Source organism: Bradyrhizobium amphicarpaeae (assembly GCF_002266435.3).
GTDB lineage: Bacteria > Pseudomonadota > Alphaproteobacteria > Rhizobiales > Xanthobacteraceae > Bradyrhizobium > Bradyrhizobium amphicarpaeae.
This window is the reverse complement of sequence record NZ_CP029426.2, coordinates 5,517,887-5,536,418: the sequence shown is the minus strand read 5'-3', so window position 1 is coordinate 5,536,418 and position 18,532 is coordinate 5,517,887. Positions and strand designations below refer to the sequence as shown.

At 64.8% G+C, this 18,532-nt stretch carries 17 protein-coding genes; 7 read left to right on the top strand and 10 right to left on the bottom strand.

Going from position 1 to position 18,532, the window contains the following annotated elements; all coding sequences use genetic code 11:
- The first annotated feature begins 18 nt into the window (after positions 1-18).
- Positions 19-171 (top strand): hypothetical protein, encoded by a 153-nt coding sequence (locus CIT40_RS25950; protein WP_167443376.1) that lies wholly within the window; start codon positions 19-21, stop codon positions 169-171.
- A gap of 257 nt (positions 172-428) precedes the next feature.
- Here the strand turns inward: CIT40_RS25950 and CIT40_RS25945 are convergent, their stop codons facing one another.
- The 3 genes from CIT40_RS25945 to CIT40_RS25935 form a co-directional block, all read right to left on the bottom strand.
- The gene (locus CIT40_RS25945; protein ID WP_094894004.1) at positions 429-734 is read right to left on the bottom strand and encodes a hypothetical protein; all 306 of its coding nucleotides are present in this window, start codon (positions 732-734) and stop codon (positions 429-431) included.
- 84 nt (positions 735-818) lie between these two features.
- On the bottom strand, positions 819-1,091 hold the full coding sequence (locus tag CIT40_RS25940) for a hypothetical protein (protein WP_094894005.1): 273 nt from the start codon (positions 1,089-1,091) through the stop codon (positions 819-821).
- 133 nt (positions 1,092-1,224) lie between these two features.
- Positions 1,225-3,891, bottom strand: a complete 2,667-nt coding sequence (locus CIT40_RS25935) for a flavin-containing monooxygenase (protein ID WP_094894006.1) — start codon at positions 3,889-3,891, stop codon at positions 1,225-1,227.
- A 228-nt stretch (positions 3,892-4,119) separates the two neighbouring features.
- Between CIT40_RS25935 and CIT40_RS25930 the strand changes: the two genes are divergently transcribed.
- Both CIT40_RS25930 and CIT40_RS25925 read left to right on the top strand, forming a co-directional pair.
- On the top strand, positions 4,120-4,332 hold the full coding sequence (locus tag CIT40_RS25930; RefSeq protein WP_094894007.1) for a hypothetical protein: 213 nt from the start codon (positions 4,120-4,122) through the stop codon (positions 4,330-4,332).
- 75 nt (positions 4,333-4,407) lie between these two features.
- Positions 4,408-5,883 carry a carboxylesterase/lipase family protein gene (locus tag CIT40_RS25925; protein WP_094894008.1) on the top strand — a complete coding sequence of 492 codons (1,476 nt, stop codon included), beginning with the start codon at positions 4,408-4,410 and terminating at the stop codon, positions 5,881-5,883.
- 192 nt (positions 5,884-6,075) lie between these two features.
- Here the strand turns inward: CIT40_RS25925 and CIT40_RS25920 are convergent, their stop codons facing one another.
- Positions 6,076-6,255 carry a hypothetical protein gene (locus CIT40_RS25920; RefSeq protein WP_018319760.1) on the bottom strand — a complete coding sequence of 60 codons (180 nt, stop codon included), beginning with the start codon at positions 6,253-6,255 and terminating at the stop codon, positions 6,076-6,078.
- A gap of 154 nt (positions 6,256-6,409) precedes the next feature.
- Between CIT40_RS25920 and CIT40_RS25915 the strand changes: the two genes are divergently transcribed.
- The gene (locus CIT40_RS25915) at positions 6,410-7,204 is read left to right on the top strand and encodes a DODA-type extradiol aromatic ring-opening family dioxygenase (RefSeq protein WP_094894009.1); all 795 of its coding nucleotides are present in this window, start codon (positions 6,410-6,412) and stop codon (positions 7,202-7,204) included.
- Positions 7,205-7,370: 166 nt separating this feature from the next.
- Here the strand turns inward: CIT40_RS25915 and CIT40_RS25910 are convergent, their stop codons facing one another.
- The 3 genes from CIT40_RS25910 to glgC are packed head-to-tail and all read right to left on the bottom strand — an operon-like array spanning position 7,371 to position 10,373.
- Positions 7,371-7,631 carry a SemiSWEET transporter gene (locus CIT40_RS25910; RefSeq protein WP_094894010.1) on the bottom strand — a complete coding sequence of 87 codons (261 nt, stop codon included), beginning with the start codon at positions 7,629-7,631 and terminating at the stop codon, positions 7,371-7,373.
- Positions 7,632-7,668: 37 nt separating this feature from the next.
- The gene (gene glgA, locus CIT40_RS25905; protein ID WP_094894011.1) at positions 7,669-9,114 is read right to left on the bottom strand and encodes a glycogen synthase GlgA; all 1,446 of its coding nucleotides are present in this window, start codon (positions 9,112-9,114) and stop codon (positions 7,669-7,671) included.
- Positions 9,111-10,373, bottom strand: coding sequence for a glucose-1-phosphate adenylyltransferase (glgC, locus tag CIT40_RS25900; RefSeq protein ID WP_094894012.1), 1,263 nt, complete (start codon positions 10,371-10,373; stop codon positions 9,111-9,113). Before glgC ends, glgA begins: the two co-directional genes overlap by 4 nt.
- Before the next feature lie 363 nt (positions 10,374-10,736).
- On the opposite strand from glgC, the gene CIT40_RS25895 reads away from it, so the two are divergent.
- The 3 genes from CIT40_RS25895 to CIT40_RS25885 all read left to right on the top strand — a co-directional run bounded on the left by CIT40_RS25895 (position 10,737) and on the right by CIT40_RS25885 (position 12,936).
- Positions 10,737-11,186, top strand: coding sequence for a hypothetical protein (locus CIT40_RS25895; protein ID WP_109862251.1), 450 nt, complete (start codon positions 10,737-10,739; stop codon positions 11,184-11,186).
- 224 nt (positions 11,187-11,410) lie between these two features.
- Complete coding sequence (locus tag CIT40_RS25890; RefSeq protein WP_094891086.1) at positions 11,411-11,722, top strand: septal ring lytic transglycosylase RlpA family protein; 312 nt, start codon at positions 11,411-11,413, stop codon at positions 11,720-11,722.
- Positions 11,723-11,766: 44 nt separating this feature from the next.
- Positions 11,767-12,936 carry a Gfo/Idh/MocA family protein gene (locus tag CIT40_RS25885; protein ID WP_094891087.1) on the top strand — a complete coding sequence of 390 codons (1,170 nt, stop codon included), beginning with the start codon at positions 11,767-11,769 and terminating at the stop codon, positions 12,934-12,936.
- A gap of 208 nt (positions 12,937-13,144) precedes the next feature.
- Here CIT40_RS25885 and CIT40_RS25880 read toward each other — a convergent pair whose 3' ends face one another.
- The 3 genes from CIT40_RS25880 to CIT40_RS25870 all read right to left on the bottom strand — a co-directional run bounded on the left by CIT40_RS25880 (position 13,145) and on the right by CIT40_RS25870 (position 18,513).
- Positions 13,145-14,455, bottom strand: coding sequence for an ABC transporter substrate-binding protein (locus CIT40_RS25880; protein WP_094891088.1), 1,311 nt, complete (start codon positions 14,453-14,455; stop codon positions 13,145-13,147).
- Between the two features lie 148 nt (positions 14,456-14,603).
- Positions 14,604-17,126: an excinuclease ABC subunit UvrA gene (gene uvrA, locus CIT40_RS25875; protein WP_094891089.1), complete on the bottom strand. Its 2,523-nt coding sequence runs from the start codon at positions 17,124-17,126 to the stop codon at positions 14,604-14,606.
- Positions 17,127-17,277: 151 nt separating this feature from the next.
- Positions 17,278-18,513 (bottom strand): ABC transporter substrate-binding protein, encoded by a 1,236-nt coding sequence (locus CIT40_RS25870; protein ID WP_094891090.1) that lies wholly within the window; start codon positions 18,511-18,513, stop codon positions 17,278-17,280.
- Between the last annotated feature and the right edge of the window lie 19 nt (positions 18,514-18,532).

Genomic DNA, 18,532 nt, shown 5'->3' with positions numbered 1-18,532 from the left:
TCTGGGGGGAGGCGGCGCTTGAACACGATCCAGTATCTCGAAGATCAGGCTGCGCGCGCCGAGCGGCTCGCCAAACGGATCACGGATGCGCTGACGATCGAAAGGCTGCTGAGCTTCGCGGGCGAGCGTCGGCGCGAGATCGAGATGATCGCCGGCAAACGGCGCGCCTGACTGCAAACCATGCATTGAACGCATTCGCCCCCGCCGCGAAGCGCGGAACTTCTTCGCCTCTCCTGCGTCATGTTGACATTGCATGAGGAGGAGGAATTCATGGGCTTTGGACGAGGTGCCTTGCTTTGGCTGCTTGGCGTGCCGCTGCCGATCGTTCTGCTGCTGGCATTGTTCTGGCACCACTGAGCTGACCAGATCACAAGAAAGCGCCGCGGATGCGGCGCTTTTTTTATCTTCGCAAAATGGCGCAATGCATGTCAGCTATGGATCTCGACGAAGTCGCTGAGATAGTCCGGCAGCGTCACGCCGTCGATATCGCAGCGCGCCTTGATTTCGCCGGCGACATCGGTCGAGATGTCCTTCATCCAATGTTCGAGCGTGTTGAACGAGATCACCTTGATGGGGTCGTTGAAGCAGCCAGCGACGAGTTCGCCGATGGTGGCTTCGAGATCGCTTCGTTCGATGCGAATCTCCGTCGCCTGGTTGAGGCGATCGATGACCACGAACAGGGTCTTGTCTGCGCCATAGGGCACGACCGGGGGTGGCACGCCAGCTTCGAGCATGTGAGGCACTCACGCCTTGGCTTCCGATCTGCAACAACGGGAAAAGCCGGCTGAAGGTTCCAGCGCGTCTGCAGGGAAGCGCCGTCAGAGAAATTCTCTCCAGCGCGAGAGCTCGATGACTTGTTCGGGGGAGAGGATGCCGGTCACGAGCGGCGGCTGCGCCGCTGTCCGGATCTCATAGAGATGCCGGGTCGCCGCCGGCTTTTCCATGAACGCGGAGATGCACTGGTCGAGGGTGCCTTCGATGACCTGGTAAGGCTCCCGGTCCGGCTGACGCTGATTGGCCAGGGACGGCCATTTGTTCAGAACTGCAAACGCACCGAAGTCGACTTTTGACTCCGCAACCACGTCCCCCATCGCACTGCCTCACGCAAAAAAAAGCCCCAGGACGCCGATCTCGCGCGCCGGGGCCTGACACCTGTCGCTGCATCTCAATGCCTAACCTCAGAACGCGGCAGCCGGGAAAAGGTTCCCGGCTGCCCTGTCGCAATCAGCTCGCCGCCGCCGCGATTTTGAATCCAGGCCCAGGCTCGTCGCGCCTGACCACCGGCAGCCCGGCGAAGCGCCGCAAGGCTTCCGCCATCTGCACCCGGCCCGACACGCCGGTGATCACCACGTCGACCATGGTGAAGGACGAGTGGAAATGGCCGTGCGCCTTCAACTGCTCGACCGGGACGCCCGCGGCCGACATCGCCTCGGCATAGGCGATGCCTTCGTCGCGCAGCGGATCGAACTCGCAGGTCGTCACGAAGGCCGGCGGCAATCTGTCGACCTTGCCGCGCAGCGGCGAGACGCGCGGATCGGTGCGGTCCGCCGGCGAGCAGTAAAGATCCCAGAACCAGTACATCAGCCCGCGCGTCAGGAAGTAGCCCGCTGCGTTGTCGTTGTAGGAGGGGCGATCGAAGCTGCAGTCGGTAACCGGACAGATCAGCAGCTGGCCGGCGATCTCCGGACCGCCGCGGTCGCGCGCGAGCTGGCAGGTGACGGCAGCGACGTTGCCACCGGCGCTCCAGCCGGCAACCAGCACCGGGCCCGGCCTGCCGCCGAGCTCAGTGGCGTGCTCGGCGATCCAGCGCGTGGCCGCATAGCCGTCTTCGGCCGCGGTCGGGAAGCGGTGCTCCGGGGCGTGGCGATAGCCGACGCTGACGAACGTCATGCCGGTCCGCCGCACCATGTCGCGGCAGAACGGCTCGTCCGACTGCTCGTCGCCGAGCACCCAGCCGCCGCCGTGGAAATAGACCACGACCGGATGCGGTCCGGGCGATGCCGGCTTGTAGACGCGGTACGGCAGCGCGCCGTCGGCGACGGGCAGGGTGCCGTCGACGATGTCGCCGATCGGCCGCCCGGCGGGTCGGCCCTTGTTGAACTCGTTCACGAAGGCGCGCGCACCGATCGCGCCCATCGACTCGATCGGCGGCAGGTTCAGCGATGTGAGCAGGTTGAGCACCAGCCGCACGTCGGGCTGCAGCCGCACCACCTCGCCGTCGTTGCATTGAGTGGCGCCACCGGGGCCGGTGAGCTTGAAGCCGAGCATGCCGCGGCTGACCACCTCGTCGCAGATGCTGCGATAGGGGCCGACGCCGCCCGTATAGGGCATCAGTCCCTGCACCTTGCCGGGGACGTTGGCGCCCGTGTACCAGGTGTTGGCGAGCCGATGCAGCGTCACCATCGAGCAGTCGGCCATGTGCCTGTTCCAGCCGGCCTGCGCCGTCTCGGTCGGCTCGATCGTGGTGAAGCCGGCATCGCGCAATGCCGCGAGGCGATCCACGACCCAGTCGACATGCTGCTCGATCGACACCGCCATGTTCGACAGCACCGATGGGCTGCCCGGCCCGGTGATCATGAAGAAGTTCGGGAAGCCCTCGACCGTCAGCCCGAGATAACTTTGCGGTCCCTGCGCCCAGACGTCGGTCAGCGACTTGCCGCCGCGCCCGGTGATCGGATGCACGGCGCGGATCGCGCCGGTCATGGCGTCGAAGCCGGTTGCGAACACGATGACGTCGACGTCGAAGCTGCGGCCGCTCGTGGAGATGCCGCTCCCCGTGATCGCCTTGATCGGCTCCTGGCGCAGATTGACCAGCGTGACGTTCGGCCGGTTGTAGGTCGCGTAGTAATTGGTGTCGAGGCAGGGGCGTTTGGCGCCGAAGGGATGGTCGTCCGGCATCAGCGCCGCGGCCGTTTGGGGATCCTTGACCGCCGCGCGGATCTTTTCACGGATCAGGTCCTGGACGATCTTGTTGCCGTCGACGTCGACGGCCTGGTCGGCCCAGAGCTGGGTGAGGATGTGGACGAGGTCGCCGGCGGCCCAGGCCCGTTCGAACCGTTCACGACGCTCGGCATCGCTGAGCTGCCAGCTCACCACCGTCTGCTGCGGATAGGGCACACCGGCCATCGACTGGCGCGCCTGCTCGCGATAGGCGGCGCGGTCGGCTTGCAACAGGCTCACCCGGTCGGACGGTGCCGGGCCGTTATGCGCCGGCAGCGCGAAGTTCGGCGTGCGCTGGAACACGGTCAGATGCGCGGCCTGCTCGGCGATCAGCGGGATCGACTGGATCGCCGACGAGCCGGTGCCGATCACGGCAACGCGCTTGCCCGCGAGATTGACGCCCTCATGCGGCCAGCGACCTGTGAAATAGACCTCGCCCTTGAAATCCTTGACGCCGTCGATCTCCGGCGGCTTCGGCGCCGAGAGGCATCCGGTGGCCATGATGTAATGGCGGCAGGAAACCGGCGCACCATCGCTTGTGGTGATGAGCCAGCGTTCGGCCTTCTCGTCCCATCTGGCCTCGGTGACCTTGGTCTTGAAGCGGATATCGCGCCTGAGATCGTAGCGGTCGGCGACGAAGCCGAGATAGCGCAGGATCTCGGGCTGGGCGGCGTATTTCTCCGACCAGGTCCAGGCGGTCTCCAGTTCCGGATCGAAGGTGTAGCTGTAGTCGATGGTCTGGATGTCGCAGCGCGCGCCGGGATAGCGGTTCCAGTACCAGGTGCCGCCGACGTCGCCGGCCTCTTCGAGGGCGACGGCCGAGAGGCCGGCCTTGCGCAGGCGATGCAGGAGATAGAGGCCGGCAAATCCGGCGCCGACCACGGCGACATCGACCTGTTGAGGGGTTCCGCGCTCGTCGGAGGCACGTGTGGCAACCATCGCGTCAGGCATGGCATCCTCCCGAATGTTTTGATTTGCCGGCAGGCTATCGCTGCAGGTTCAGCTTGTCATCAGAGCAAGTGCAATCTTCGGTGGTCGTTTGCGGCGGCATCAAGGCCAATTGAGTGTTGCGGCGCTACACGCACCGCGATGCACAATGGCCGTGATGACCCGGGGTAATCATGCCAGATCCATCTGTGTATGCTTGCGGTTACAAGCCACGCGTAACGGTCGAGCGTCATGCCAGAGTTGAGTGAGCGGACCAAAGCCAACATGGACGTCGTCCTGGAGGAGACGTGCCGGCAATTGCCGCATGGCGGCGATCACGACAGCCGCAGGTTCATCGCCGAGCGCCTGATCGAGGCCGCTCAGGCGGGGCACTCAACGCTCGGTGAACTCGGCATCGTCGCGCGGCACGCGCTGGCGGAAATTCTCGCCAAGCGCGGTGCGTGAGCCGCGAGGCTTGCCTCTCGGCGCGCTCCGGACTTAACCTCACGGGGCCTTTCCGCGCATCGAGATGTCCAGAAGATGCGATCCCTGCTTGCGCTCATTGCGGCTTCCGCGTCCTTTTGGCTCGCAGGCCCGGCCGTGGCGCAGCCGGTCGGACAGTTTCCATTCGCGCTGACGCGTGAAGGACAGATGCTCGGTGCGGTCGAAGGCGAGGTGGCCTCGTTCAAGGGGCTGGCCTACGCCGCGCCGCCGGTCGGCGCGCTGCGCTGGCGCCCGCCTCAGCCGACGCCGGAAAGTTCGGAGATGCGCACCGCCTACGCATATGGCGCGCCGTGCCTTCAACCGGCCTTGCCTGATGCAAGCGAGGATTGCCTGACGCTGAACGTGTTCCGCCCCTTCGGGGTCGACGGCCCGCTGCCGGTGATGATGTTCATCCATGGCGGCGGCTTCGTCGGCGGCACCGCCAACGAGCGGCTGTTCGAGGGTGCCAGGCTGGCGCAGGCCGGCCTCATCGTGGTCACCGCAAACTATCGCCTCGGCGCGCTCGGCTGGCTCGCTGATCCCGCGCTGACGGACGGCGGCTCCGGCAATTGGGGCCTGATGGACCAGATCGCCGCGCTGCATTGGGTTCACGACAACATCGCGGCCTTTGGCGGCGATCGCGACAACGTCACCTTGTTTGGCAGCGGCGCAGGCGCGACATCGATCGCGCTTCTCATGCTGTCTGCGCAATCGCGCGATCTGTTCCAGAAGGCCATTCTGCAATCGATCCCCGCCCGGGCGCGGTTGCGTTCGTCACAGGAGGCTGAGGCTGTCGGCCGGCAGTTCGTGGCGGCGCTCGGACCGCAGGCGGATTTGCGCGCCGCCGATCCGCGACGCCTGCTTGCCGCCGAAGGCCGTCTGCTGGAGCAATCGCGGCACGGTTTCGCGCCAATGATGGATGGAGCTCTGGTGACCGAGGATATCGCTGCAGGTTTCTCGGCCGGACATCAAAGCCGCATTCCCCTGATGATCGGCTCGAACGACGACGAAACCGGTTTCGACGGCGAGTTCGATACCGGTGAGGAGCTTGCAGCGTCAGGCCTCACGAACGATGAGCTGCGCAAGCTCTATCCCGATCTCGCCAGTCGTTCTCTCGCCGGTCCTGTGGATCTTGCGGCGAGGCTCTACACCGACAGGGTCTTTTCCGAACCTGCAAGACTGCTGGCGCGCCTGCATGCCGCAAGCGGCGCGGCGACCTTTCGCTATCGCTTCGCTTATGTGCCCGAGGCGCGTCGCGGCAATCCCGGGGCTGGCCACGGGCGCGAGTTGCAGTTCATCTTCGGCGCGGAAGGCGTGCCCGGAGCGGGGATATTCTCGCGGGCCGATCGCGAGGTCGCCAGCCGTGTGCGGTCCTATTGGATCAACTTCGCCAGGAACGGCAATCCCAACGGTTCCGGTCTGCCGCATTGGGAGCAAGCCGCAGGCCGTGATCGCCTGTTGCTGATCACGAACGATCGTATCGCGACCGGCGACGATCCCTCGGCGGACCGTCTCGACCGGCTCGCGCGCTAGCTGCCGCGGCCCGTTTACCTCTCCCGCTTGCGGAAGAGGTCGCGCCGAAGGCGCGGGTGAGGGCTGTCTCCTCTTGGGGATGCCCCATTGTGGAAACACCCTCTCCCCAACCCTCTCCCGCAAGCGGGAGAGGGAGCACACCTCCGCCTGGCTATCAAACCTGATCTTGAGAGCGACAGAATGGAGTGAGCCTTAAGCCGCCAGCTCGACGCGGGGCGCCGGCGTCAGCCGGCCTTCCTCCAGATAGTCCATCGCGCCGTCCTTCTCGACGGCGTAGAACTGCTGGCCGTCCCGCGACTTGAAGGCGGCGCGAACGATGCCGCGTCGGCCCTTGTCACTGTTGACGACGTCCCCCAGCGCAAACTTCTTCATCTCACGTCTCGCTTGTCTTCAGGCCGACTGCTTGGGCCACACCGGGGATTGTGGGCGGCAAATCGTTAACGACTTGCTAACCATGCCGGTTTGCCTATGCTCGCGGCCGTCGCGCGGGCGCTGGCACGCGCATCTTTCCCGACGAGACAATCCGATGACGCGATTACCGACCCTCTTCCTGTCGCATGGCGGCGGCCCGTGGCCATTCATGGAGGATCGGCGGGTGCAATACGCCAGGACCGCCGAGGAGTTCGGCCGGTTGCCTCAGCTGCTTCCCGAGAGGCCGAAGGCGGTGCTCGTCATCACCGGCCATTGGGAAGCCGACGCCTTCACCGTCTCGACCTCGGCGCAGCCGCCGATGGTGTACGACTATTACGGTTTCCCCGAGCACACCTATCACCTCAAATATCCGGCGCCGGGCATGCCAGCGCTCGCAGCGAAGGTGAAGGCGCTGCTTGCGGGCGCGGGCGTCGATTGCCGGGAAGATCCGAACCAGGGTTTCGATCACGGCACCTTCGTGCCGCTCGGCCTGATGTATCCGAACGCCGACATGCCGGTCGTGCTGCTGTCGCTGAAGTCTGCTTACGACGCGGCAGAGCACATCAAGGTCGGCGAAGCCATCGCCGCGCTCCGCGATGAAGGCATCCTGATCGTCGGCAGCGGGCTGACCTATCATAACATGCGTGGCTTCAACCGGCCGGAGTCGAAGCCGGTCTCATATGATTTCGAGGCCTATCTGAACGAGGCGATCAGTAATCCCGATCCCGCCCGCCGCAACGCGATGCTGGTCGATTGGGAGAATGCGCCCAGCGCGCGCCTGGCGCATCCGCGCGAGGACCATCTGCTGCCGCTGATGGTGGCCGCCGGCGCCGCCGGCCGCGATATCGGCAAGCGCGTCTTCGTCGACGAGGTCGCGAGCGTGGCGATGGCGTCGTATGTGTTTGGATGATTGATTGATTCTTCCTTCTCCCCTTGTGGGAGAAGGTGGCGCGAAGCGCCGGATGAGGGGTATCTCTCCTCGAGTCCAACTCTCATATGAATTTGCGGAGAGATACCCCTCACCCGTCTCGCCGCTACGCGGCGAGCCACCCTCTCCCACAAGGGGAGAGGGAATCTCACCCATATCTCAACTTCATCACCAGGATACATCCTGCGAGCACGATCGTGATGGCATTGGCGGCGACCAGCGGCGCATCGCCCGAGAGCAGGCCGTAGATCAGCCACAGCGCGAGGCCCAGCACCATCACCAGGAACATGCCGAGCGAGATGTCACCGGTAGAGCGGGTCTTCCACACCTTGATGGCTTGCGGCGCGTAGGCCACGGTGGTGCAGGTCGCGGCGGCAAAGCCGATCAGCTTGATCACGAACGGGTCCATGCCGGCTCTATAGCATGGATTCGACGATGGTCATGCCTCAGGCCCGCTCCGCCATCAGGCTGCGATACAGCGCGGCATAATCGCCGGCGCGGTTGCGCCAGGAGACGTCGGTGGCGAGGCCGCTCAGTTGCAGCCGTCGCCAGGCCGCTTTGTTATGGAAGGCCGTGTTGGCCTTGCGCAGCGTCCATGCGAGGGCACCGGCGGTCACGGGTGCGAACTTGAAGCCGGTGGCATCGCGCCCGGCTTCGCCGATGTCGACGATGGTGTCTTCCAGCCCACCGACGCGCGAGACGATCGGCACGGCGCCATAGCGCAGCGCGCAGAGCTGGGTCAGGCCGCACGGCTCGAACCGCGATGGCACGATCAGCGCGTCGGAGCCGGCCTGGAGCAGATGGGCGAGAATCTCGTCATAGCCGATCACGACACCGATGCGGCCGGGATTGGCGCGGGCTGCGGCTTGATAGCCGTCCTGGAGATCGCGGTCGCCGCTGCCGAGCAAGGCAAGCTGCATGCCTTGCTCGAGGATCGTCGGGATGGCCTCCAGCAGCAGATCGAGCCCCTTCTGCCAGGACAGCCGGCTGATGACACCGAGCAGCGGCGCCTCGTCGGAGGAATCGAGATTGAACTGCTGTTGCAGCACCGCCTTGTTCGCGGCCCGGAAGGTGAGGTCTTCGGCGCCGTAGCGGTAGGCGATGTGCGGATCTCCTTGCGGATTCCACACCGAGATGTCGATGCCGTTGAGGATGCCGCTCAGCACGTTGGCGCGAGCGCGCAACAGGCCGCCGAACCCCATGCCGCCTTCGTCGCTCTGGATTTCCTGCGCGTAGGTCGGCGACACCGTGGTGATGCGATCGGCGAATTGCAGGCCGGCCTTCAGGAAGCTGATGCCGCCGAAATATTCGATCTCGTTGACGTTCAACGCATGCCAGGGCAGGCCGATTGCACCGATCAACTCGGGAGCGAACTTGCCCTGATAGGCCATGTTGTGGATGGTCATCACGGTGCCGGGGCGCGGGCGATTGTCATAGTGCAGATAGGCCGGCGCGAGCCCGGCCTGCCAGTCATGGGCATGCACGATCTCGGGCACGAAGGCGGGGACGAGACCGTGGCCGATATCGGCGGCGATGCGCGACAGCGCCGCGAAACGCACGCCATTGTCCGGCCAGTCAACACCTTCTGTGGTGACGTAAGGGTTGCCCGGCCGCGCGTAGAGATGCGGCACGTCGAGCACGAACAGGTCGAGCCCGTCACGGGAGCCTGCGAGCAACCGGCCCGGCCCGCCGAAATAATCCGGCCAGCTCCGGATCTCCTCTGCGTCCGATACCAGCCGCATCACATCGGGATAGCCTGGCATCAACGTGCGCATCTCGACGCCATGCGCCTTCAGTGCGATCGGCAGCGCGCCAGCGACGTCCGCGAGGCCGCCGGTCTTGATGATGGGATAGACTTCGGAGGCGACCGCGAGGACGCGAACAGGCGTCATTTATTGAGCCCGTCGATCATCGGCTGGGTGATCAGCGAGATTCCCTGCTCGCTGGTGCGGAAACGCTTGGCGTCCAACGCGGGATCCTCGCCGACGACGAGCCCTTCCGGAATCTCGACACCGCGATCGATCACGACGTTCTTCAATCGCGCGCCGCGTCCGACATTCACATATGGCATGATCACGGCGTTCTCGACATTGGCATAGGAGTTGATGCGCACGCCGGTGAATAGCAACGAACGGCGCAGCGATGCGCCGGAGATGATGCAGCCACCCGAGACCAGCGAGCTCACCGCCTGGCCGCGCCGGCTTTCCTCGTCATGGACGAATTTGGCTGGCGGTGTGATTTCCGAATAGGACCAGATCGGCCAGGCGCGGTCGAACAGATCGAGTTCCGGCACCACGTCGGTGAGGTCGATGTTGGCGGACCAGTAGGCGTCGACGGTGCCGACGTCACGCCAATAGGCGGTGTTGTTGCGGCTGGAGCGGACGCAGGAGGTCGAGAACTGGTGGGCGATGGCGCGGCCGTTCTTGACGAGGTAGGGAATGATGTCCTTGCCGAAATCGTGGTTCGAGTTCGGGTCCTCGGCGTCGCGCTTGAGCTCTTCGAACAGAAACTTCGCGTCGAAGACGTAGATGCCCATGCTGGCGAGCGAGACGTCCGGCTTGCCCGGCATCGGCGGCGGATCCTTCGGCTTCTCCAGGAACTCCTTGATCCAGCCGTTTTCGTCGATATGCATGATGCCGAAGCCCGAGGATTCCGCCCGCGGCATCTCCAGGCAACCGACGGTGACGTCGGCGCCGCTCTCGACGTGCTGGCGCAGCATCACCTCGTAATCCATTTTGTAGATATGGTCGCCGGCCAGCACGACGATGAAGCGGCAGGCGTGGGATTCGATGATGTCGATGTTCTGGTAAACCGCATCCGCCGTGCCGACATACCACATGTTCTCTGAGACGCGCTGGCTCGCAGGGAGGATGTCGAAACTCTCGTTGCGCTCCGGGCGGAAAAAGTTCCAGCCCATCTGAAGATGCCGGATCAGGCTGTGCGCCTTGTACTGTGTCGCGACCGCGATACGGCGGATGCCGGAGTTCACCGCATTGGACAACGCGAAATCGATGATGCGGGACTTGCCGCCGAAATAGACGGCCGGCTTGGCGCGACGGTCGGTCAGCTCCAGGAGCCGGCTGCCACGTCCGCCGGCCAGGACGAAGGCCAGCGCCTGACGGGCAAGCGGCTCGGGTCTCGCGGCACTCATGTCATCCTCCCACACGCCCGGCGCAAGGCCGAGGCTATTCGTCGCGAGAAACCTCGCTCCCTTGGAACCGATAGTAGCGGTACGCATAGTCAATCGTGAAGTAGGTTGTTGGTTGCGAAGGCGGGAAGCTTAATGCTTTGCGCTGACCGCGGGTCTCCGGCATCGCGCCGGCGTCACGTCGGGCAGAGCAGGCCGCGTTGGTCCGCCCCGCATGTCGGCAGCCGCTTCGCAGCAGCATGAACGGGACTTGTGCGCCGCACGCAGATCCGGGCTTTAAAATCCGGGCTTTGACTTGGCGCAAAGATGCCCGATCATGCGGCTGCGATCCTTTTCCAAGCGAAACGTCAGACAGGGAGCAAGTCGATGAGGATCTGGAAAACGGCAATTGCCTGTTCGGTCGCCGGCGTGGTCATCGCCGGCCAAATTCAGCAGGCGGCGGCGGCCCCGCTGCCGACCAACGTCGCGACCATGAAAGCCGCGGTCGGTGACGATTTCGCGCAAGTGCATTGGCGCGGTCGTGGCTGGGGAATTGGCGCAGGTGGCCTCCTCGCCGGTGCGATCATCGGCGGCGCCATCGCCAGCGGCGCGCCTTACGGCTACGGCTATTACGGCGGCGGTCCGTATTACGGCGGCTATGGATATCCGGGACCGGGCTATGGCTACGGTTATGCCCCGGCCTATTACGGCGGCTATGGATACGCACCGGCCTATCCGCGCTATTACCGGCCCTATCGTCCGGCCTACGGCTATGGCTACGGCTATTACCGGCCGTACCGGGTCTATCACCGCCACTATTACCGCCGATATTGGTGAGCTCCGGCTCGAGCGTGTGCGCAAACGATTAGCGTTTGCGCGCACCGACGCGCGACGTGGTGGCGTGCCGGAGAGGCTGCGCGAGACGTAGAAGCGTGTTTGCTGCACTTTCCCGAAAGTAACAATGTGTGATGGTCTGCCGGGCATTGCGTGCCAGTGGACAGGGAACTCAATGGAATGAAGCGACGTTTGCAGCGCCGGGCAGGGCAATCGGGAGCGATGCCGTGCGAGCGCAAACGACGCTATTCTTTTCAATGGCCTGTTTTTCTTTTTCTGCCTTTTCCGTCGCCCATGCCGAAAGCGGGCTGGCTTCCTATTACGGCTACGGAAAGGCCGGCAAGGGCGAGCTGACCTGTGCGCACCGGACCCGCCCGTTCGGCAGCGTGCTCAAGGTGTCCTATAGCGGCCGCACGATCCAGTGCCGCGTCAACGATCGCGGGCCCTTCATCCGTGGCCGTATCGTCGATCTCTCGGTGCCGGCCGCCCGCGCGCTCGGCATGATGAGCGCCGGCGTGGTGCGAGTCTCCGTGGAATAGGCCGGCCCGCGCGCTATAGTGCCGCCAAAAGCAAAGGGCGCGCTATGGCAAACATCAGGGTCGGACTCGTCGGCTGCGGCTTCGTGTCGGAGCTGCATATGTATGCGTTCCGGCGCGTCTATGGCGTGGACGTCGAAGTCGCCGCGGTCGCCGCACGCGGCGACCAAGTCGTTGAATTCGCCGGCCGCCACGATATCCCGCGGGTCTATCGCAGCTTTTCTGATCTGATCGCCGATGCCGATATCGACGTCATCGACATCTGCACCCCACCCAATCTTCATGCGGAAATGATCGTCGCTGCGATGCAGGCCGGCAAGCACGTGATCTGCGAAAAGCCGTTCGCCGGCTATTTCGGCCGTGACGGGGATCCGCAGCCGATCGGCAGGCAGGTGCCGAAGGCGCTCATGTATCAGCGCGTGATCGAGGAGATGGACAAGACGTGCGCCGCGATCGAGCGCACCGGAAAACTCTTCATGTATGCCGAGGACTGGATCTACGCGCCCGCGGTGACCAAGACCGCGGAGATCATCAGGGCGACCAGGGACAAGATCCTGTTCATGAAGGGCGAGGAGAGCCATTCCGGCTCGCACGCGGCCCACGCCGCTCAATGGGCGATGACCGGCGGCGGCTCGCTGATCCGCATGGGCTGCCATCCGCTTTCGGCCGTGCTGTATCTGAAGCAGGTGGAGGCGAAGGCGCGCGGCGAGAGCATCCGTGTCGCCAGCGTCACCGGCGATGTCGGCAACGTCACAGCCGGCCTCAAGCCGGAGGAGCGCGGCTACATCAAGGCCAACCCGCTCGACGTCGAGGATTGGGGCACGCTCACCGTCACCTTCTCCGACGGCACCAAGGCCACCGTGTTCTCCGGCGACATGATCATGGGCGGCGTGCGCAATCTGGTCGAAACCTATACGTCCGGCGGCTCGCTGTTCGCCAACATCACGCCGAACAATCATCTGATGAGCTACCAGACCTCCGAGGAGAAGCTCGCCTCCGTCTACATCACCGAAAAGGTCGACCGCAAGACCGGCTGGCAATATGTCTGCCTGGAGGAGGAATGGACGCGCGGCTATTTGCAGGAGATCCAGGACTTCATGGAATGCGTCGCCACGGGCCGGCAGCCGCTGTCTGGTCTCGCGCTCGCTTATGAGACGATCAAGGTGAACTATGCGGGCTACTGGGCGGCGGAAGAGGGACGCAGGGTGGTGTTGTAGGGCGATGAATTGGCCAAAATGCACGACGCGAACCCTTCTCCCCTTGTGGGAGAAGGTGGCGCGAAGCGCCGGATGAGGGGTGTGTCTCCGCGAATTCAATCGTGAGAGAAGCGCCCGCGGAGACATACCCCTCATCCGTCTCGCCGCTACGCGGCGAGCCACCCTCTCCCACAAGGGGCAAGGGTGCACCGCCAGCGCAGCGAGTAAGCTACGCGCCGTATGTGGATCCCTTCGGCAGCGGAAACACCGGGTCCCGCGTTTTGATGTTGGTCGGCCACACCACCGAGATGTGCTCGCCCGCGTTCTGCATCACCACCGGCGTCGAGCGTTCGTTCTGGCCGGACAGCGGCGTGCCCGGCGGAAAGAATTTCACGCCGTAGCCCTGGATGGTGCCGCCGGCGGGGATGTCGACGTCGAGCGCGGCCTTGCGGATGGCCTCCGGCTCGAAGCTGCCGTATTTCTCCCTGGCCACCGGCAGCACGTTGTTGAGCAGCACCCAGGTCTGGTTGAAGCCCATCGAGCAATGCGGCGGCACGTCGGTGGCGCCGGTCTTGGTCTGGTAGCGCGAGACCATGGTCTTGATCAGCTCGCCCATGCCCGGCGCGAGCTTGGCGGGATCGAGCAACTGCGCCGGCACCGGATCGATGTTGCAGAAATTGTCGATGTCGGGACCGAACGTCGCGCGCAGCTTGTCGAGCTGGCTGTAGCCGGCGCCGGCCCCGAACAGCATCTTGAAGCGCAACCCGCTCTCGCGGGCCTGACGCAGGAACAGGGTGATGTCGGGATTGTAGCCGGCGTGCGAGATCACGTCGGCCTTGGCGCGCTTGATTTTCGTCACCAGAACCGACAGGTCGGGCGCGGACGCCGAATAGCCCTCGCGCAGCACCACCTGGATGCCGGCCTGCTTGGCATAGGCCTCGTCGGCCGCGGCGACGCCGACGCCATAGGGGCCGTCTTCGTGGATCAGCGCGACCTTGACGTCCTTCGCGTCCATGCCGAGCTTGCCTTGCGCATGCTCGGTGATGAAGCCGGCAAAGGCCTGGCCGTATTGATCGGAATGGATCTGCGCGCGGAAGACGTATTGCAGGTTCTTGTCCTTGAACACGGCGGTCGAGACCGCGGTCGTGATCCAGAGGATCTTCTTCTGCTGCTCGACCTTCGCCGCCATCGGCACTGCATGCGCGCTGGAATAGACGCCGTTGATGATGTCGATCTTTTCCTGGCTGATCAGCCGCTCGGCTTCGTTGATCGCGACGTCGGCCTTGCTCTGGGAGTCCGCGGCAACAGGCACGATCTTGGTCTTGCCGCCGATGCCGCCCTTCTCGTTGACGAGGTCGATGGCGATCTGCGCGCCGACCGAGGAGGCGACCGAGCCGCCGGCGGCGAAGGGGCCGGTGAGGTCGTAGATCAGCCCGATGCGCAAATTCTCGGCCTGCGCCTGGGCCCTGGTCCAATCGAGGCTGAGTGTGGCGGCGGCAGCCGCCGTACCCTTCAGCAGCTGCCTGCGTGAAGTTGGCATCCTATCCTCCCTCAAAACCGTCTTGTGACTGGTTGTTATTTTTTTGCGAAGTATGGGGAGCGGGACAGCGGAAAGTCAACATCGCGAAAGTCGGGTGCGCCGTAGAACGCAATTGCGAAATGATAATGAGGCCCGGCGAGATCGTGCGTTACTGCGACAAGCGCCGCGCCAGATAAGGCGCCGTCTTGCCGCCGGCCTTCTCGCCGGCCCTTGCGACCTGATCCGGTGTCCCCGATGCGACGATGCGGCCCCCCTCGGCGCCGGCGCCGGGGCCGAGATCGATGATCCAGTCGCTGTGCGCGACGACGTCCATGTCGTGCTCGACCACGACCACGCTGTTGCCGGCATCGACGATCCGATCGAGCTGGGCGATCAGCCGCTCGACGTCGCGGGGGTGCAGGCCGGTGGTGGGCTCGTCAAGCACATAGAGCGTGTGGCCGCGTTGCGGTCGCATCAGCTCCGTCGCCAGCTTGATGCGCTGGGCCTCGCCGCCGGACAGTTCGGTCGCGGACTGGCCGAGGCGGATATAGCCGAGACCGACTTCGCGGACCACCGACAGCGACCGGCTGAGCGAAGCATCGCCCTCGAAGAACGCGAAGGCCTCGTCGACGCGCATCGCCAGCACATCGGCGATGGATTTTCCGCAGATCTTCACCTCGAGCGTCTTGTCGTTGTAGCGCGCGCCCTTGCAGGTCGGGCAGGGCGCGTAGACGCTCGGCAGGAACAGCAGCTCGACGCAGACGAAGCCTTCTCCCTCGCAGGTCGCGCATCGCCCTTTCGCAACATTGAACGAGAAGCGTCCGGCATCGTAACGGCGGGACTTTGCCTGCGGTGTTGCCGCGAACAGCTTCCGCACATGATCGAACAGGCCGGTATAGGTCGCAAGGTTGGATCGTGGCGTGCGGCCGATCGGCTTCTGATCGACGACGACGAGACGATTGATCCGGTCGAGTCCGGCAACGATTCTGCCGCCGAGCGTCTCGACCGTCGGGGCGAGGCTGTCGTCGTCCGTATCGGTGGCGAGCGTATGGCCGAGATGTTCGGCCACGGTATCGACGAGGAATTGGCTGATCAGGCTCGACTTGCCGGACCCCGACACGCCGGTGATGCCGGCGATGACACCGAGTGGAATGTCGACGTCGAGGCCGCGCAGATTGTTGCGGGTCACGCCCCGGAGCTTCAGATGTCCCTTCGGCTCGCGGCGGACCGCCGGCAGTTTCTTGCGCGGACCTGCGAGGTAATGCGCGGTGCGCGATTGCTCGATGTCGCCGAGCCCTTCCGGCGGGCCGCTGTAGAGGATGAGCCCGCCACCCTCGCCGGCATCGGGGCCGACATCCACCAGCCAGTCGGCATGCCTGATCACCTCGATCTCGTGCTCGACCACGAAGATCGAATTGCCGGCGCCTTTCAGCCGGTCCAGCGCCCGCAGCAGCGCCTCGGTGTCGGCGGGATGCAGGCCAGCGGAAGGCTCGTCGAGCACGTACACCACGCTGAACAGGTTGGAGCGGACCTGCGTCGCCAGACGCAGCCGCTGCAATTCGCCCGGCGACAGCGTCGGCGTGCTGCGCTCGCAGGCGAGATAGCCGAGGCCAAGGTCGAGCAGCACGGTGAGCCGCGCCGACAGATCCTCGCAGATGCGCCGGGCGACGACGGCCTTCTCGGACTTGTCCGTCGACGCCTTTGCAAACGGCCTGATCAGCTCGTGCAGCTGCTTGAGCGGCAGATGCGACATTCCGGCGATGTCGAGCCCGGCGAACTTCACCTTGAGCGCCTCGGGCTTGAGCCTTGTGCCGTGGCAGGTCGGGCAGTCCCGGATGATCATGAATTGCGCGACGCGGCGCTTCATCATCGCGCTCTCGGACTTGGCGTAGGTCTGCATCACGTAGCGCTTGGCGCCGGTGAAGGTGCCCTGATAGCTCGGCTCCTCCTTCCGGCGCAGGGCGCGCTTGACCTCGGCAGCGTCATAGCCGGCATAAACGGGTACGGTCGGCTGCTCATCCGTGAACAGGATCCAGTCGCGGTCCTTCTTGGGCAGCTCCCGCCAGGGCTTGTCGACGTCGTAGCCGAGCGTCGTCAGGATGTCCCGCAGGTTCTGTCCCTGCCAGGCGCTCGGCCAGGCCGCGACGGCCCGCTCGCGGATCGTTTTGGTGTCGTCGGGCACCATCGATTTCTCGGTGACGTCGAGCATCCTGCCGATGCCGTGGCAGGTCGGGCACGCCCCCTCCGGCGTGTTCGGCGAGAACGACTCCGCATAGAGCATCGGCTGTCCGCGCGGGTAATCGCCGGCGCGCGAATAGAGCATCCTCAGCAGGTTCGAGATGGTGGTCACGCTGCCGACCGACGACCGCGTCGTCGGCGAGCCGCGCTGCTGCTGGAGCGCGACGGCGGGCGGCAGGCCCTCGATGTCGTCGACCTCGGGGATCTGCATCTGGTGGAACAGCCGCCGCGCGTAGGGCGACACCGATTCCAGATAGCGCCGCTGCGCCTCGGCGTAGATCGTCCCGAAGGCGAGCGAGGATTTCCCGGAGCCCGACACGCCCGTGAACACGACGAGGGCATTGCGCGGAATCTTGACGTCGACGTTCCTGAGATTGTGCTCGCGCGCCCCGCGCACCCGCACGAAGCCGTCGTCCTGCCTCAGGCTGTCGGGCTGTCCTGGTCGATCGTCCATCTCGCGCCTCCGCCCCCACATCGGGGGTTAACGGCAAGATCGCAGGATGGGTCCTCTGATGCCAGCGCCGGTTACAAAGCGAAGGCCCGCCGCGGTGTTGGCGGCGGGCCTTGCCTTGGGTATGGGCTCCCGGCCGTCCGGCGCCGGCCAGCTATTGCGACAGCTTCACGAAGTTCGGAAACTTCAGCTTGCCCTCCGCGATCTTCTCCGGCCAGACCACGACCTGCTTGGAATCCTGCCACTGGAAGACGAGGCCGGTCACGGTGCCGGGTCCGGATTTGATGCCGTGGGTGAATTCGTCGTTCTTGCCGTAGAACTGGATCTTGCCGATCGTGCCCTCGTAATCGGTTTTCTCGAGTTCGGTGACCATCTTGTCGGGATCGGTCGAGCCGGCGCGCTTGATCGCGTCGGTGATCATGTAGACCTCGTCATAAGCGGTATAGCCGGTGTAGGCCGGGGGGCTGCCGAACTTCGCCTTGAACGCCGCCGCGAACGGCTTCGTCTTCGAGGTCACCGCGACGTCCGGCGTCGCCACCGCCAGGGAGGGAACGCCGTCGGCGGCGCCATTGGTATCCTTCCAGAAGGTCGGGCTCAGCGCCTGCGCGCTGATGCCGAACATCGGGATCGGCACCTGCTGGTTCTTCCACTGCACGGTCGGCTGGACCCCGACATGCGAGATGCCGGTGACGATCACGTCCGGCTTCTTGCTCTCGATGTTGTTGAAGATCGGCGTGAAGTCGGTGGTGTCGGGGGAGAAGCGCACGTGTTCGACGACCTTCAGCCCCGCCTTCGGCAGGCAGGCCTCGTAGCCGACGTCCAGCGGCTTGGTCCAGGCGGCGTCCTCGCTCATGATCGCGACCGTCTTGAACTTGAGCTTGTCGACCAGCAATTCCTTGGCGGCGTCGCAGACGATCTGAGCCTGGGCTGCAGAAGTCAAATAGCCGTGGAAGGTGTACTTGTTCTTCTCGTAGTCGTTGTGGATCGCCTTGGTGATTTCGTTCGACGCGGCGCCCGGCGTGATCAGCGGCATCTTCAGCCGCGCCGCCCAGGGCTCCAGAGCCAGCACGACCTCGGAGATGTAGCTTGCGATCACCGCCGACACCTTGTCCTCGCTCACCGCGCGCTGGAAGGCGCGCACCGAATCGGCCGAGGAGCTCTTGTTGTCATAGGTGACGATCTCGACCTTGCGGCCGAGGATGCCTCCCTTGGCGTTGATCTCGTCGGCCGCGATCTGCGCCCCGCCCGGCGTCGCCGCGCCGGCGATCGACTGCACTTCCGCGATGACGCCGATCTTGATCGGATCGTTCGATTGCGCATAGGCGGGCGCGGCAAGGCAAAGTGCCAGCGCGGACGCGAGGAAGCTGCTGCTCGGAAAAGATGGTCGCATGGTCGTCTCCCTTTCTATG

Bases quoted from the DNA above. Each gene is read 5' to 3' on its own strand.
- CIT40_RS25870 (WP_094891090.1), bottom strand. From the start codon at position 18,513: ATGCGACCATCTTTTCCGAGCAGCAGCTTCCTCGCGTCCGCGCTGGCA.
- CIT40_RS25925 (WP_094894008.1), top strand. From the start codon at position 4,408: ATGCGATCCCTGCTTGCGCTCATTGCGGCTTCCGCGTCCTTTTGGCTC.
- CIT40_RS25880 (WP_094891088.1), bottom strand. From the start codon at position 14,455: ATGCCAACTTCACGCAGGCAGCTGCTGAAGGGTACGGCGGCTGCCGCC.
- uvrA (WP_094891089.1), bottom strand. From the start codon at position 17,126: ATGGACGATCGACCAGGACAGCCCGACAGCCTGAGGCAGGACGACGGC.
- CIT40_RS25895 (WP_109862251.1), top strand. From the start codon at position 10,737: ATGAGGATCTGGAAAACGGCAATTGCCTGTTCGGTCGCCGGCGTGGTC.
- CIT40_RS25935 (WP_094894006.1), bottom strand. From the start codon at position 3,891: ATGCCTGACGCGATGGTTGCCACACGTGCCTCCGACGAGCGCGGAACC.
- CIT40_RS25945 (WP_094894004.1), bottom strand. From the start codon at position 734: ATGCTCGAAGCTGGCGTGCCACCCCCGGTCGTGCCCTATGGCGCAGAC.
- glgA (WP_094894011.1), bottom strand. From the start codon at position 9,114: ATGACGCCTGTTCGCGTCCTCGCGGTCGCCTCCGAAGTCTATCCCATC.
- CIT40_RS25885 (WP_094891087.1), top strand. From the start codon at position 11,767: ATGGCAAACATCAGGGTCGGACTCGTCGGCTGCGGCTTCGTGTCGGAG.
- CIT40_RS25930 (WP_094894007.1), top strand. From the start codon at position 4,120: ATGCCAGAGTTGAGTGAGCGGACCAAAGCCAACATGGACGTCGTCCTG.
- CIT40_RS25910 (WP_094894010.1), bottom strand. From the start codon at position 7,631: ATGGACCCGTTCGTGATCAAGCTGATCGGCTTTGCCGCCGCGACCTGC.
- glgC (WP_094894012.1), bottom strand. From the start codon at position 10,373: ATGAGTGCCGCGAGACCCGAGCCGCTTGCCCGTCAGGCGCTGGCCTTC.
- CIT40_RS25940 (WP_094894005.1), bottom strand. From the start codon at position 1,091: ATGGGGGACGTGGTTGCGGAGTCAAAAGTCGACTTCGGTGCGTTTGCA.
- CIT40_RS25915 (WP_094894009.1), top strand. From the start codon at position 6,410: ATGACGCGATTACCGACCCTCTTCCTGTCGCATGGCGGCGGCCCGTGG.
- CIT40_RS25920 (WP_018319760.1), bottom strand. From the start codon at position 6,255: ATGAAGAAGTTTGCGCTGGGGGACGTCGTCAACAGTGACAAGGGCCGA.